Source organism: Actinophytocola sp. (genome assembly GCF_036402745.1).
Lineage (GTDB): Bacteria > Actinomycetota > Actinomycetes > Mycobacteriales > Pseudonocardiaceae > Actinophytocola.
Genome location: NZ_DASWSJ010000394.1, coordinates 1 through 12,635 on the forward strand (window position 1 = coordinate 1; position 12,635 = coordinate 12,635).

Below are 12,635 nucleotides of genomic sequence, written 5' to 3' on the forward strand. Positions count from 1 at the left end.
GGAACGCAGAGCGCGGGGAAGGGAAGAAGGCCCGGCAGGGAGGAACAGGGGCCGCGAGCGGCAACCTCGGCGACCGGTGAAAGGGGCAGGGTCCTCGCCAGGCCGCTGCAACGCTGCGTCCCCCGAGGCGAACGCGTCGAGGAACTCGTCGGTCACCTCGGTCGCCGACAGCTGAGGTCCGGGCACGCCGACCACGACACGGGCGGTCCCGGAGGAAACCGCGAGGCGTCAGCTTTGGCGTCCAGCCAACGTCTGCGCTGGTAAACGAGACTTGACCACGCTGGGTCGAGGGGAGCTCGCACCGTGGGGGCTGGGCCCCAGCATCGACCTGGAGGCCAAACCGATGAGCGCACTCCGCGAGTAGGAGGCCCCAAGGCCGGAAGGCCGGGGCGGCCCCCGGCCGTCCCGACCTCCCGTGGAATGCAGCTACGGACCGTGTTCATGCGTCCGCGCCGCGTAGTCCTGGTGCAATGACCGTGCCGCGCTGGCGGGCACATGTCAATGCCTTGTAGTGCTTCCGCACTAAGGACGTAGCGGGCGGCGCAGAGGTTGCTCGACGAACAGACCTGGTCAGCTGGCGTAGGCGCGCAGGCGCTCGGCTCGCTCACCTTGGCGGAGCTTCGACATGACCTCACGCTCGATTTGGCGGACGCGTTCGCGGGAGAGGCCGAAGCGCTTGCCGATCTGGTCGAGCGTGTGTGGCTGTCCGTCGTCGAGGCCGTAGCGCAGGCGGATGACCGACTGCTCGCGCTCGTCGAGCGTGGCCAGCACGCGGCGGAGGTCGTCGTGGAGCAGGCCCGAGATGACCGCGCTCTCGGCGTCGGTGGCCTCGCCGTCCTCGATGAAGTCGCCCAGGGGGGCGTCCTCCTCCGAGCCGACCGGCATGTCGAGGCTGACCGGGTCGCGAGCGTGGTCGAGGAGGTCGGCGACCTTCTCGGGGGTGAGCCCTACCTCTGCCGCGAGCTCGTCGTGGGTGGCCTCGCGGCCGAGCTGCTGGTGGAGGTCACGCTTGGTGCGCGCCAGCTTGTTGACCTGTTCCACGAGATGAACCGGAAGCCGGATGGTGCGGCCCTGGTCAGCCATGCCACGGGTGATGGCCTGGCGGATCCACCACGTGGCGTACGTGGAGAACTTGAAGCCCTTGGTGTAGTCGAACTTCTCGACCGCGCGGATGAGCCCGAGGTTGCCCTCCTGGATGAGGTCCAGCAGCGGCATCCCGCGCCCGGTGTAGCGCTTGGCGAGCGACACCACGAGCCGGAGATTGGCCTCGAGCAGGTGGTTCTTGGCCCGGTGGCCATCACGGACGAGCGACTCGAGCTCGGTCCGCTTGGCGGTGCCGCGGTTGGCCGTCTCGAGCATGTGCTGTGCGAACACCCCCGCCTCGATGCGCTTGGCCAGCTCGACCTCCTGCGCCGCGGTCAGCAGCGCGGTCCGGCCGATGCCGTTGAGGTAAACGCGGACCAGGTCGGCCGCGGGGCCCTGCGCATCGAGATCGATCTCGGCGGGCTCCGGCTCGCGTTGCTGTGGGACCGTCATGCTCTTCCCTCCCCCTGCTCGGGTCGGTGTGCTGTGTGTCACACACCGGCACCTCTTGTCCGGTGAGCCGTCGACCGGCTGGGGCCGGATCGGGCACTACATCGGGCTGGCCGTCAATGGCTGGACACTCTGGAAAACGCGCGCGTTGCTCGTTTCGTTCCCGAGTTCCCAACTGGATGACGTCGTGCGTGCCACACCGGTTGCTCCACCATGGCTGAGGTTTTCCTAAGAGACGGCACGCGGCCGGGAGAGGTGACGGGGACCGGCGGGTGACACCGGGCACTACGCAGCGTCAGATCTCGACGATGACCGTGAACGGGCCGTCGTTGACGCTCTCGACCGCCATCATCGCGCCGAAGCGGCCCGTCTCGACGTGGGCACCACGATCGCGGAGGGCGGTGACGACCGCGTCCACGAGCGGCTCGGCGGCCTCGGGCCGGGCGGCCGCGGTCCACGACGGACGACGGCCCTTGCGGGTGTCGCCGTACAAGGTGAACTGGCTGACGACGAGCAGCGGCGCGCCCGTTGTGGCACAGGACTGTTCGTCGCGCAGAATGCGTAGTTCGTACAGTTTGCGGGCCATCGTGGCCGCTTCGGCCGGCGTGTCCGAGGTCGACACCCCGAGGAGCACGAGCAGGCCCGGCTCGGCGATGGCGCCGACGACGGCGTCGGCGACCGTCACGCTCGCCCGCAGAACCCGCGCCACCACCGCCCGCACGGCGATCATGCTCGCAGGGCAGGGTCAGCGGCGCGCCACCAGGTGGAAGAACCGCGCGGTCAGCAGCTGCGGCATCCGGTCGGCCATCGCCACCTCGAGCCGCTCGAGGTCGGCCAGGAAGCCCGGGTCGTCGGACAGCGAGGGCAGCAGGTCGCTGACGCACCGCACGCCGTACCGGACGACCTCCTCCACACCGAGCCCCGCCAGCAGCGCCACGAGCGCGCCCACCGGCGCCGGCCGCGCGCCGGACAGCGTGTCGAGCGCCCGGTCCGGGTCGAGCTCGCGCACGGCCGCGTGCACCGGCTCGAAGTCGCTGTTGGGCCCGAGCACCGACAGCAGCCCACCCGGCCGCAGCGGCGCGATGACCGCGCTCAGCACCTCGCCCGGGTCGTCGACGAAGTGCAGCAGGTTGTGGCACAGCACGAGGTCGAAGTCGTGCGGGCGGAACAGCTCCGGCGCGTCCAGCGCCCCGGCCTGGACGACGTGCAGCCGGTCGGCGACGTCGTGGGACTCGGCCGTCTCGATGGCCCGGTGGAGCATCGCGCCAGCCGGGTCGAGCACGGTGACCTCGTGGCCGAGTCGAGCGAGCCGGACGGCCTCGACCCCGTTGCCGCCGGCCACGTCGAGCACCCGCTGCGGGCTGGGATCGAGGTGTCGCAACAGGTTGGCCTCGGTGACCGTGTACCGCAGACGTTCCAGCGGGCGTTGCTGGAACAGGTCCGGTCGAGTGTCGAACCCGCTCACCGTCATGAAACCTTCATACCGGCTTTCACCCGGCGGTCGAGACAGGTCCACCCGGATGGCGCAATCGGGTGCCCAAGGTGGGACCATGGTCCCAGGAGGTGGTGTCGTGAAGGCCGAGCGGGACGACACCCCGGTTCTCATCACCGAGGCAGCGCCGTCGTACGACGAGGAATACTCGGCGCGCAAGCGCAAGTACGTGACCATGATGGCGCTGCGCCTGCCCTGCCTGATCCTCGCGGGGATCTTCCACGACACCTGGTGGCTGGCGCTGGCGTTCGTGGTCGTATCCGTGCCGCTGCCGTGGGTCGCCGTGCTCATCGCCAACGACCGGCCGCCCCGCCGGGCCGAGGACGTCAACCGCTACCAGCCGTCCGCCACGGCCATCGAGGCGGGCGAGCACAAGGTCATCGACGGTCACTAGGGACAAGGACGGCTCGGCGGCGGCTGCGCGCCCACCCGGCCCACGGCCAGCGCGCCGAGCCGGACCCCGGCCAGCAGGCTGTCCTCTGTGGACTTTCCGCCGAGCCACGCGGTGAGCAGGCCCGCGTCGAACGCGTCGCCGGCGCCGGTGGAGTCCACGCACGAGCCGGCAGCCGCCGGCACCGAGCGCACCCCGTCCCGGGAGACCCAGCCGGCCCCGGCCGGGCCGGTGGTCACCGCGACCGCGCCGAAACTGTCCAGCAGCGTCGCCGCGCCCGCCGGGTCGCGCGAGCCGGTGAGCACCTCCAGCTCGTCCAGGTTCGGCAGCAGCAGGTCCACCCCGCGCAGCTCCTCGACGAACCGCGCGGGGTCGGTGATCAGCGCCGCCGACTGCGGGTCGACCGACGTGGTCAGCCCGGCGTCCCGCGCGGCGGCGAGCATCGCCAGGCCCGCGTCCCGGGAGGAGGCGTCGAGCAGCACGTAGCCGGACAGGTGCAGGTGTTCGGCCGTGGTGAGCAGCGCCGGGTCCAGGTCCGCCGGCGTCAGCCGGCCGCCCGCGCCGCGGTCGGGCAGCATGCTGCGCTGCCCGTTGCCGTCCACGAGCACGATCACGCAGGCCGTGCTCGCCGCCGGGTCGAAAGTGAATGCGCACCGCACCCCGGCGGTGGTTAGCTCTTCGCGTGCCTGCCGCCCCGCGACGTCGTCGCCGACCCGTGCCACCAGGATCGCCTCGGCCCCGCAGTACGCGAGCCAGGCCGCGGTGTTCGCCCCCGCCCCGCCGGTCGTGAGCGTGATCCGGGCCCGCGAGTCACCGCCGTGCGCGATCGCCCCGGAATGAGCGGCGACCACGTCCACCGCCGCGTCGCCGACGACAACGATCGTGCTCAAGAGCGCCCTGCCCACGTGTCCGACATCAGGAACGGAGGCTAACCGCGTGGCGACCGCGATGGCCAGCGGGCGGACCGTGTGGGCGCTCGCCGGCGCCGGGTTCCGGCGCTTCGCCACCTACCGGCAGGCGACGGTGGCGGGCGCCTTCACGAACTCGGTGTTCGGCTTCATGCGCTGCTACATCCTGCTGTCGGTGACCGGGGTGGCCGGCCAGGCGGGCGGCTACGACCGGGCCCAGCTCGCCACGTTCGTCTGGGCCGGCCAGGGGCTGCTGGCGGTGGTCAGCTACTGGGCCGCGCTCGACCTCGGCGAGCGGGTGCGCTCCGGCGAGGTCATGGCCGACCTGCTGCGGCCGGTGGACCTGATGGTCAGCTACCTCGCGACCGATGTCGGCCGGGCCGGCTACGCGACGCTCACCCGGTTCGTGGTGCCGATGGTCGTCGGCATGCTCACCTTCGACTTCTACCTGCCGGCGCACCCGCCGGCCTACCTCGCGTTCGCGCTGTCGGTCCTGCTGGCCGTGCTGATCTGCTCGGTCTGCCGCTACCTGGTCGGGCTCACCGCGTTCTGGCTGCTCGACGTGCGGGGCGTGACGATGATGTGGGTGTTCGCGTCCGGCGCGGGCAGCGGGCTGTTCTTCCCGCTGCCGTTCCTGCCGGACTGGCTCGTCACGGCGCTGTGGGTCCTCACGCCGTTCCCCGCGCTGCTGCAGGCACCGCTGGACATCCTCGTGGAGCGCGGCGGGCCCGGGCACGCGGTGGTGCTGCTGGCCGGCCAGGCGGCGTGGCTCGCCGTCGTGGTCGCGGTGGCCCGGCTCGTGCAGCGCCGGGCGCTGCGGCGGCTGGTGATCCAGGGTGGCTGATCCTTACCTCCAGCTGCTCGCCGCGCAGGTGCGCAGCCAGACCCAGTACCGCGCGTCGTTCGCGATGGACCTCATCGGCAGCACCGTGCTGACGGTCCTCGACGTCGCCTCGGTCTTCGTGATCTTCAGCGTGACCGGCAACCTCGGCGGGTTCGGCGGGCGCGAGGTGCTGCTGATCGTCGGCATCTCGGCGCTGGCGTTCCCCGCCGCCGACCTCGTGGTCGGCAACGTGGAGCGGCTGCGTGTCTACGTGCGCACGGGCCTGTTCGACGCGGTGCTGGTCCGCCCGCTGTCCGCGCTCGGTCAGCTGGTCGCGATGGACTTCGCGCCGCGCCGGGTCGGCCGGGTGGTGCAGGGCCTGGTGCTGTACGTGATCGCGCTGGCCGTGGCGCCGGTCGACTGGTCGGTCCCGGTCGCGGCGCTGGCCGTGGTGGCGCCGGTGGCCGGCGCGGTGTTCTTCGCGAGCGTCTTCGTCGCGGGCGCGACCGTGGCGTTCTGGTGGATCGAGTCCGGCGAGATCGCCAACGCGTTCACCTACGGCGGCCGGGACTTCACCTCCTACCCGATGACCGTGTTCGGCGGGCTGTTCCGCCGGCTGTTCGCCTACGGCCTCGGGTTCGCCTTCGTCGCGTACCTGCCGGCGCTGGCCATGCTCGGCCGGCCGGACCCGCTCGGCGTGCCCGGCTGGCTGCACTGGTGCTCGCCGCTGGTCGCCGCCGTCGCCGCCGGGCTCGCCGCGCTGTTCTGGCGCACCGGGGTCCGGCACTACAGGAGTACGGGATCGTGATTCCGAACGGAGCTTGCGGAGTGAGCATTGTCATCGAGACTTCCGGGCTGCGTAAGGACTTCACCGTGCGGCGCAAGGTCGGCCGGCTGCGCCGCGAGCGCCGGGTGGTGTCCGCTGTGGACGGTGTGGACCTCGCGATCGCCGAGGGGGAGCTGCTGGGCTACATAGGACCGAACGGCGCCGGCAAGTCGACGACGCTGAAGATGCTCACCGGCGTGCTGACCCCGAGCGCCGGCCGGGTGTCGGTGTGCGGCCTCACGCCGGTGCCGCAGCGGACCACGCTGGCGCGGCGGATCGGTGTGGTGTTCGGGCAGCGCTCGCAGCTGTGGTGGGACCTGCCGCTTGCCGAGTCGTTCGCGTTGCTCAGGCACGTCTACCGGGTGCCGGCGGCCGACCACGCGGCGCGGCTGAGGCGGTGCCGGTCGCTGCTGGACCTCGACGAGTTCCTCGACACGCCGGTGCGCCAGCTGTCGCTGGGCCAGCGGATGCGTGGCGAGCTGACCGCGGCCCTGCTGCACGGCCCGAAGGTCCTGTTCCTGGACGAGCCGACGATCGGCCTGGACGTGCTGTCGAAGCAGGCGGTGCGCGGGTTCCTGGGCGAGCTCGACGCCCTCGGTGACACGACGATCGTGCTGACCACGCACGACCTGGCCGACATCGAGAAGCTCTGCCGGCGCCTGGTGGTGATCGACCACGGCCGGGTCGTCCACGACGGCACGGTCGAGGAGCTGCACGCCACCTACCGCTCGAAGCGCCGGATCGTCGCCGACCTCGACGTGGCGTGGCCGCCGGAGCTGACGCTGCCGGGCGCGTCGGTGGAACGCGTGGAGGCCGACGGCCACCGGGTGACGCTGACCCTCGACGGCGCGACGGCGGGGGAGGTGGTGGCGCGGCTGGCGCAGGCGGTGCCGCTGCGGGACCTGTCGGTGCAGGAGCCGGAGATCGAGGACGTGGTGGCGCGGCTCTACGCCTCGCCGCGGCCTACTTCTTAGCCAGCGCCACGGCGATCTCCGCGGCCAGCGCCACGTTCGACAGCACCAGCGCCTCGTTCGCGTCCAGCGACGCGCCCTCGCTCGCCGTGTGGAAGTGCTCCAGCAGCACCGGGGTCACGTCCCCGCCGCGGACCTCCGCGGCCGCCACCAGGGCCATCCCCTCGGCCAGCAGCCGGTCGTGCAGCGCGGCGTCGAGCTCGTGCTCCGCCGGCACCGGGTTGGCCACCAGCACCCCGGACCGCACGGGTCCCCGGTCGCGGTGCGCGGCGATCACCGCGGCCGCCGACGCGGGCGTGTCGACCCGCCACGGCACCCGGAACCGCGACTCGCGCCGGTAGAACGCGGGGAAGTAGTCCGTGCGGTACCCGACGACCGGCACCGACCGCGTCTCCAGCACCTCGATGGTGGCCGCGATGTCGAGCACCGACTTGACCCCGGAGCACACGACCACGACCGGCGTCGACGCCAGCACGTCCAGGTCCGCCGACACGTCCCACGACGAGACCTCGCCCGGCGGCGGCAGGTGCACCCCGCCCAGCCCGCCGGTGCCGAACACCCCGATGCCCGCGGCGTGCGCGATCATCGCGGTGGACGCGATCGTCGTCGCGCCGTCGCGGGCCAGCGCGATGGCGGGGCCGAGGTCGCGCGCCGACAGCTTCAGCAGCTCCGTGGCGGGGTCGCACACCCGGTCCAGCTCGGCCGGGCCGAGCCCGACGCACAGCCGGCCGTCGAGCACGGCGATGGTGGCGGGCACCGCGCCGGCCGCGCGCACCGCGTCCTCGACCGCGGTGGCGACCTTGCGGTTGCGGCCGGGTGGCAGCCCGTGCGCCAGGATCGTGCTCTCGAGCGCGACGACGGCCGAGCCGGCGGCCAGCGCCGCCGACACCTCCTCGGCAACCCGCATCTGCACGCCCTCGTCGAAGTCGTAGGGGCCTGTCACGAGCGCGATCCCTGGTCCGGCACGACCTGCTCCGGGCGCGCCTGGGCGAGCGGCGGCAGCGGGCAGTGCAACAACGCACACACAGTACGCAACAGCTCGATCTCCGACACCGTCATCACCCCGTCATGCCCGATGACCGTGACCATCCCGCCGACCAGGAACTCCTTCTCCGGCCCGTCGAGCCCGTCCAGCGCGGGCCACAGTCCCTCCAGCGCCACCGCGCCCGCCGCCGGCGGGTCGAACGGGATCGGCTCGCCCGGCAGCACCTGCCCGAGCCCGGCGAGGTACGCCGCGCCCGCGGCCTGCGGGTCGGGTGCCCCGGCCTGCGCGAGGATGGCCAGCAGCGTCGCCACCGCGCGGTTGGTGACCTCCAGCGGCGGCCGCCGGCCGGTCCACGGCGACGTCCGGTGCATCGCCTCGTACAGCTCGCGGTGCAGCAGCCGGGAAAGGCAGTACTCGAACACCTCGATCCGCCCGTCCGCCTGGATGAGCGCGTGGATGCAGGCCAGCACAGCCTCCTGCGCGGGCCGCGGCCGGCGGCGCAGCGTCGGGAACGCCAGCTCGGCGAGCGGCAGCCGCAGCACCGGATGCAGCCCGGCGAGCGCGTCGGACTCGGCCACCGCCGCGTCGGCGAGCCCCTGGCCGTAGCGGGCGGCGAGCACGGCGTGCTGGTTGGCCCGCGCGGCCGGGTCGCGGGCCAGCAGCAGCCCGAACACCAGCGGCAGCACGGCTTCCGGGTGCCGGGCGCGGTCGAGGAACGGCGCCGGGATGCTCTCGAGGATCGTGCCCGCGGTCCGGTGCGCGGGCGAGGAGGGCGTGACCGCGCTGCCGACCGAGGCGACCACGTCGGCGGGCCGCACGGGCACCCGCGCGTCGAGTGGCGGCAGCACCGGCCGGCCGGCGGGCGCGAGGCCGAGCGCCTCGTCCTCGGCCAGCCCGACCGGCGGCGTGCGGGCCCACTGCTGGGACAGCGCCTCGAGCTGGCGCGGGTCGAACGTCGGCTCCAGCGTCTGGATCCGGCGCACCAGCGGCGGGTGCGTCGCGAACAGCGAGCTGAACGAGAAGCCCTCGCCGAAGAGCATGTGGCTGACGTCCTCGGCGCGGCCGTCCTTGAGCTTGGAGCCCTCGGTGAGGCCGCCGATCTTCTTCAGCGCGCCGGCGAGCCCTGCGGACTGGCGGGTGAACTGCACCGCGGACGCGTCGGCCAGGTACTCGCGCTGCCGGGACACCGCCGCCTTGATGATCCGCCCGAAGAACACGCCGACGTAGCCCAGGATGATCAGCGCGAGCCCGACGGCGGCGACCGGGTTGCGGCCGCGGACGTTGAGCATCAGCCGGCCGATGATCGCCAGCACGAGGATGCCGAACAGCGTGCCCATCAGCCGGATGTTGAGCCGCATGTCGCCGTTGACCACGTGGCTGAACTCGTGCGCGATCACGCCCTGCAGCTCGTCGCGGTTGAGCCGCTCCAGCGCGCCGTGGGTGACCGCGACCGCCGCGTCGGCCGGGGAGAACCCGGCGGCGAAGGCGTTGATGCCGGTCTCGTCGGGCAGCACGTAGATCTCCGGCACCGGCACACCCGAGGCGATCGCCATCTCCTCGACGACGTTGCGCAGCCGGCGCAGCCTCGGGTCGGCGGTGTTCTCCGGGACGTAGATGCCGCCGAGGCTCTGCGCGACCTTGCCGCCCCCGCCGTTGCGCAGCATCCGGGTGCGGATGAACGAGGTGAGCCCGATGACGACGATGACGAGCCCGCTGACCCAGGCGAGCAGCGTCAGCACCACCGAGGCCGGCTGCTTGGACAGGCCGAACACGAACACCGCGACGACGTCGACGGCGGCCACGATGGCCACCACGGCGACGGCGAACAGCAGGACCAGGCGCCGGGAGAGCTTGCGGACGTCGCGCTGACGCTGGAAGAAGTTCATTCGTTGCGGTCCATCGAGATGCGCGGCGCCGCGCGCTTGTGCGGCTCGTCGAGCTCGAGGTAGGCCGCGGGCCCGAAGGAGAACATCGACGCGACGAGGTTGGACGGGAAGGTGTCCTGCTTGTTCTTGTAGACCATCACCGAGTCGTTGTAGGCCTGCCGGGCGAACGCCACCCGGTTCTCCGCCGAGGTCAGCTCCTCGGACAGCTGGCGCATGTTCTGGTCGGCCTTGAGCTCCGGATAGCTCTCGCTGACCACGAACAGCCGGCCGAGGGTGCCGGTGAGCGCGTTCTCCGCGCCGGACAGGCCGGCCATCGCGGCCGGGTCACCCGGTGCCCCGGCGGCGGCCGACCTGGCCGCGACGGCGGCGGTGCGCGCGGACACCACGGCGGCGAGCGTCTGCTGCTCGTGGCGCATGTAGGCCTTGACCACCTCGACCAGGTTGGGGATGAGGTCGTGCCGCCGGGACAGCTGGACGTCGATCTGCGCGTAGGCGTTCTGCCAGGCATGCCTGGCGCGCACGAGCGCGTTGTACATCACCACGAGCGTGATCGCGATCAGCACCACGACCACGACCACGACGATCAGCACCACCACGGCCGGCTCCCCTCCGAAACGTCGACTCCCGTGAGAATAGGCCGGTCAGCCGGGCGGGAACGTCCAGCGGGTCGGCGAGCCGTCGAAGTCGTTCGAGACCAGGCCGAACGCCCAGGCCGGCCGGATGCGGGCGACCACCGCCTGGTCGGGGCTGAAGAACTCGACCGGGTACTCGGTGCGGTACTTGACGTTGACCACCGCGACGAACCGGAGCACCCGGTCGGACTCGGTGACGATCTCGACGGTGCCCTCGAGCACCACCGGGTTCTCCGGGTCCTCAGTGGACACCGACACCGCGGACCCGGCCCTGATGTTGCGGATCTTGCGCGAGCCCGGGGCGGCGGAGAACCACAGCGCGCCGTCGTCCCAGACCGCCCACACCGGGGTGAGGTGCGGGCGGCCGTCGGGCCAGACGGTGGCCAGCCAGAAGTCGTGGCTCTCCTGGAGCCGGGCGAGCGCCCAGGTCCACGGCAGGAGCCCGGTGCCGCGGTCGGCCGGCAGCGTGCCGTACCCCGGCATGTACGGACGTGACGCGACAGGCTCGGCCATGATCCGACCGTCCCTCAGTCGAAGATTCCCCGCGGCTTGGCGACGTCGCGCAGCCAGCCCTCGATCTGCTGCTCCCAGTTGGTCCGGCCCAGCGCGGCGTACTCGACGACGAACATGCCGAGCATCGACTGGCCGCGCGTGCCGAGGCCGCCGCCCTTCCTCACCCGGACCCGCTTGTTGACGTCCAGCACGACCTGCACGTCCCGCGGCCGGGCCAGGAAGGTGACGCTGACCTCGTGGAACGCCTTCGCGAAGCTCGGCGACGGGGTGAAGTTGACCTCCTGGAAGAACGGCAGCTGCTGGTCGGCGCCGTCCACCCGCTCCTGCACCAGGCTCGCCTCGCGGAACTGGAAGCCGAGCCTGCTCATCGCGTCCAGCAGGCGGTGCTGGGCGGGCAGCGGCTCGATAGGGATGGCGTCGACGTCCTGCGGGTCGACGACGGTCCGGCTCAGGTTCAGGTTGGTCTGCAGGCCGACGGCCATGCCGGTGAGGTACTTGCCGAACACCGTGGTGATGGGCGTCTCCCACGGCATCTGCATCTCGAACGGCACCTTGACCTGGGCGCCGGAGCGCACCAGCTCCCGGCCCGCGAGCTGCACGTTCTGGAACGGCAGGTCGACGACCTCGGGCGCCGAGCCGTTGGTCGCCTCGCCCCGCTCGACCCTGGCCAGCAGCGTGACCGCCAGCGACTCGACCTCCTGGTCGACCTGTCCACCGGCGAGGAGCACCTCGCCGTGCAACGTGCCGCCGGGGCGGACGTGCCGATCGAGAATACGGGCGTCGACCGTGGCGCCGCCCTGGCCGAAGGAGGCCATCACCTTCTGGAACATGGGGCGATCCTGCCAGCACCCGATCGGGTCTGGCGTCATTTCGGGCATCATTGGGACCGTGAGTACACAAACGCTGCCCGAGGTGGACACGCGGCCGGAGGGCACGGACACCACCGGTGACGACACGCCCAAGATGTTCCACTACGTGCGCAAGGACAAGATCGCCGAGAGTGCCGTGACGGGCACGATGGTGGTCGCCCTGTGCGGCGAGGTCTTCCCGGTCACGCGCTCGCCCAAGCCCGGCTCCCCGGTCTGCCCGGAGTGCAAGAAGATCTTCGAAGGCCTGCCCCCGGGCGGCGGTGACTAGCCCGCCTCCCCGGGATTTAAAGTGTGCGTTGCGTCCCGGCGGATGGTGCGGGTGTCGGGGGTGGGTGGTGGCTGGGTGCCGTCACGGTCCCCTGAGGTTCCGGTGGTCGGCGCAGTCGGCGCAGGGCTTCACCCGATGATCTACGAGACAGGCCTTGGTCTCGCTGAGGTGCTGATCCGCTCCGAACGGCTGCCGCCCGCGGCCGTTCGAGCCCGGCGACGGCGTCTGGGCGTTCCAGCGCCTGCCCCGACGTGCCAGGCACATGCTGCGCGGGCCGCGCGATCGTGCGGGGGCCGAGGAGTCGGTCCGCCGGATGATGGCCGAGACCACGCTGGTCGAGGACGGCGACGCCCTCACCTTCGCCGTGGTCCTGGCCGTCACCGGTGCCGTCGTCGTGCGCCCGTGCTGTACATTTGTCCATGTACAGATGTACACGAGGAGGAGCCGTGCCGTACGTGTACCTGTTCCTGGCCATCGCCGTCGAGGTGGCCGGAACCAGCTTGCTCAGGTTCACCGACGGGTTCACGAGACTGTGGCC

15 protein-coding genes are annotated in these 12,635 nt (G+C 72.0%); 6 read left to right on the forward strand and 9 right to left on the reverse strand.

The genetic code is table 11. The features are described 5' to 3' along the window. Nucleotides 1-570: 570 nt before the first annotated feature. From VGD70_RS34810 to VGD70_RS34820, 3 genes are all read right to left on the reverse strand, one after another. On the reverse strand, nt 571-1,536 hold the full coding sequence (locus VGD70_RS34810) for a sigma-70 family RNA polymerase sigma factor (protein WP_331089051.1): 966 nt from the start codon (nt 1,534-1,536) through the stop codon (nt 571-573). 292 nt (nt 1,537-1,828) lie between these two features. Further along, nucleotides 1,829-2,254: a D-aminoacyl-tRNA deacylase gene (gene dtd, locus VGD70_RS34815; protein ID WP_331089073.1), complete on the reverse strand. Its 426-nt coding sequence runs from the start codon at nt 2,252-2,254 to the stop codon at nt 1,829-1,831. Between the two features lie 24 nt (nt 2,255-2,278). Then, a complete protein-coding gene (locus tag VGD70_RS34820) occupies nt 2,279-3,004 on the reverse strand; it encodes a methyltransferase domain-containing protein (protein WP_331089053.1) in 726 nt (241 codons plus the stop codon). Nucleotides 3,005-3,083: 79 nt separating this feature from the next. Between VGD70_RS34820 and VGD70_RS34825 the strand changes: the two genes are divergently transcribed. After that, nucleotides 3,084-3,419 carry a DUF3099 domain-containing protein gene (locus VGD70_RS34825; RefSeq protein ID WP_331089055.1) on the forward strand — a complete coding sequence of 112 codons (336 nt, stop codon included), beginning with the start codon at nt 3,084-3,086 and terminating at the stop codon, nt 3,417-3,419. Here VGD70_RS34825 and VGD70_RS34830 read toward each other — a convergent pair. After that, the gene (locus tag VGD70_RS34830; protein ID WP_331089057.1) at nt 3,416-4,306 is read right to left on the reverse strand and encodes a sugar kinase; all 891 of its coding nucleotides are present in this window, start codon (nt 4,304-4,306) and stop codon (nt 3,416-3,418) included. The two genes, VGD70_RS34825 and VGD70_RS34830, sit on opposite strands and share 4 nt — an antisense overlap. Nucleotides 4,307-4,352: 46 nt before the next feature. Between VGD70_RS34830 and VGD70_RS34835 the strand changes: the two genes are divergently transcribed. The 3 genes from VGD70_RS34835 to VGD70_RS34845 are packed head-to-tail and all read left to right on the forward strand — an operon-like array spanning nt 4,353 to nt 6,947. Then, a complete protein-coding gene (locus VGD70_RS34835; RefSeq protein ID WP_331089059.1) occupies nt 4,353-5,168 on the forward strand; it encodes an ABC transporter permease in 816 nt (271 codons plus the stop codon). Further along, on the forward strand, nt 5,161-5,955 hold the full coding sequence (locus VGD70_RS34840) for an ABC transporter permease (RefSeq protein ID WP_331089061.1): 795 nt from the start codon (nt 5,161-5,163) through the stop codon (nt 5,953-5,955). Before VGD70_RS34835 ends, VGD70_RS34840 begins: the two co-directional genes overlap by 8 nt. Before the next feature lie 20 nt (nt 5,956-5,975). Then, nucleotides 5,976-6,947: an ATP-binding cassette domain-containing protein gene (locus VGD70_RS34845; RefSeq protein WP_331089063.1), complete on the forward strand. Its 972-nt coding sequence runs from the start codon at nt 5,976-5,978 to the stop codon at nt 6,945-6,947. On the opposite strand, the gene VGD70_RS34850 is transcribed toward VGD70_RS34845, so the two are convergent. The 5 genes from VGD70_RS34850 to VGD70_RS34870 are packed head-to-tail and all read right to left on the reverse strand — an operon-like array spanning nt 6,937 to nt 11,790. Beyond that, nucleotides 6,937-7,851 carry a pseudouridine-5'-phosphate glycosidase gene (locus tag VGD70_RS34850; protein ID WP_331089075.1) on the reverse strand — a complete coding sequence of 305 codons (915 nt, stop codon included), beginning with the start codon at nt 7,849-7,851 and terminating at the stop codon, nt 6,937-6,939. The two genes, VGD70_RS34845 and VGD70_RS34850, sit on opposite strands and share 11 nt — an antisense overlap. Nucleotides 7,852-7,883: 32 nt before the next feature. Beyond that, the gene (locus VGD70_RS34855) at nt 7,884-9,815 is read right to left on the reverse strand and encodes a M48 family metallopeptidase (RefSeq protein WP_331089065.1); all 1,932 of its coding nucleotides are present in this window, start codon (nt 9,813-9,815) and stop codon (nt 7,884-7,886) included. Beyond that, complete coding sequence (locus VGD70_RS34860; RefSeq protein WP_331089067.1) at nt 9,812-10,411, reverse strand: LemA family protein; 600 nt, start codon at nt 10,409-10,411, stop codon at nt 9,812-9,814. Before VGD70_RS34860 ends, VGD70_RS34855 begins: the two co-directional genes overlap by 4 nt. 45 nt (nt 10,412-10,456) lie before the next feature. Continuing rightward, nucleotides 10,457-10,960, reverse strand: coding sequence for a TIGR03618 family F420-dependent PPOX class oxidoreductase (locus VGD70_RS34865; RefSeq protein ID WP_331089069.1), 504 nt, complete (start codon nt 10,958-10,960; stop codon nt 10,457-10,459). 14 nt (nt 10,961-10,974) lie between these two features. After that, the gene (locus VGD70_RS34870; protein ID WP_331089071.1) at nt 10,975-11,790 is read right to left on the reverse strand and encodes a sporulation protein; all 816 of its coding nucleotides are present in this window, start codon (nt 11,788-11,790) and stop codon (nt 10,975-10,977) included. A gap of 49 nt (nt 11,791-11,839) precedes the next feature. On the opposite strand from VGD70_RS34870, the gene VGD70_RS34875 reads away from it, so the two are divergent. Beyond that, the gene (locus VGD70_RS34875) at nt 11,840-12,097 is read left to right on the forward strand and encodes a DUF3039 domain-containing protein (protein ID WP_331089077.1); all 258 of its coding nucleotides are present in this window, start codon (nt 11,840-11,842) and stop codon (nt 12,095-12,097) included. Nucleotides 12,098-12,516: 419 nt separating this feature from the next. Beyond that, nucleotides 12,517-12,635 (forward strand): SMR family transporter (locus tag VGD70_RS37035; RefSeq protein ID WP_414638134.1); only part of this gene is annotated, 119 nt, incomplete at its 3' end.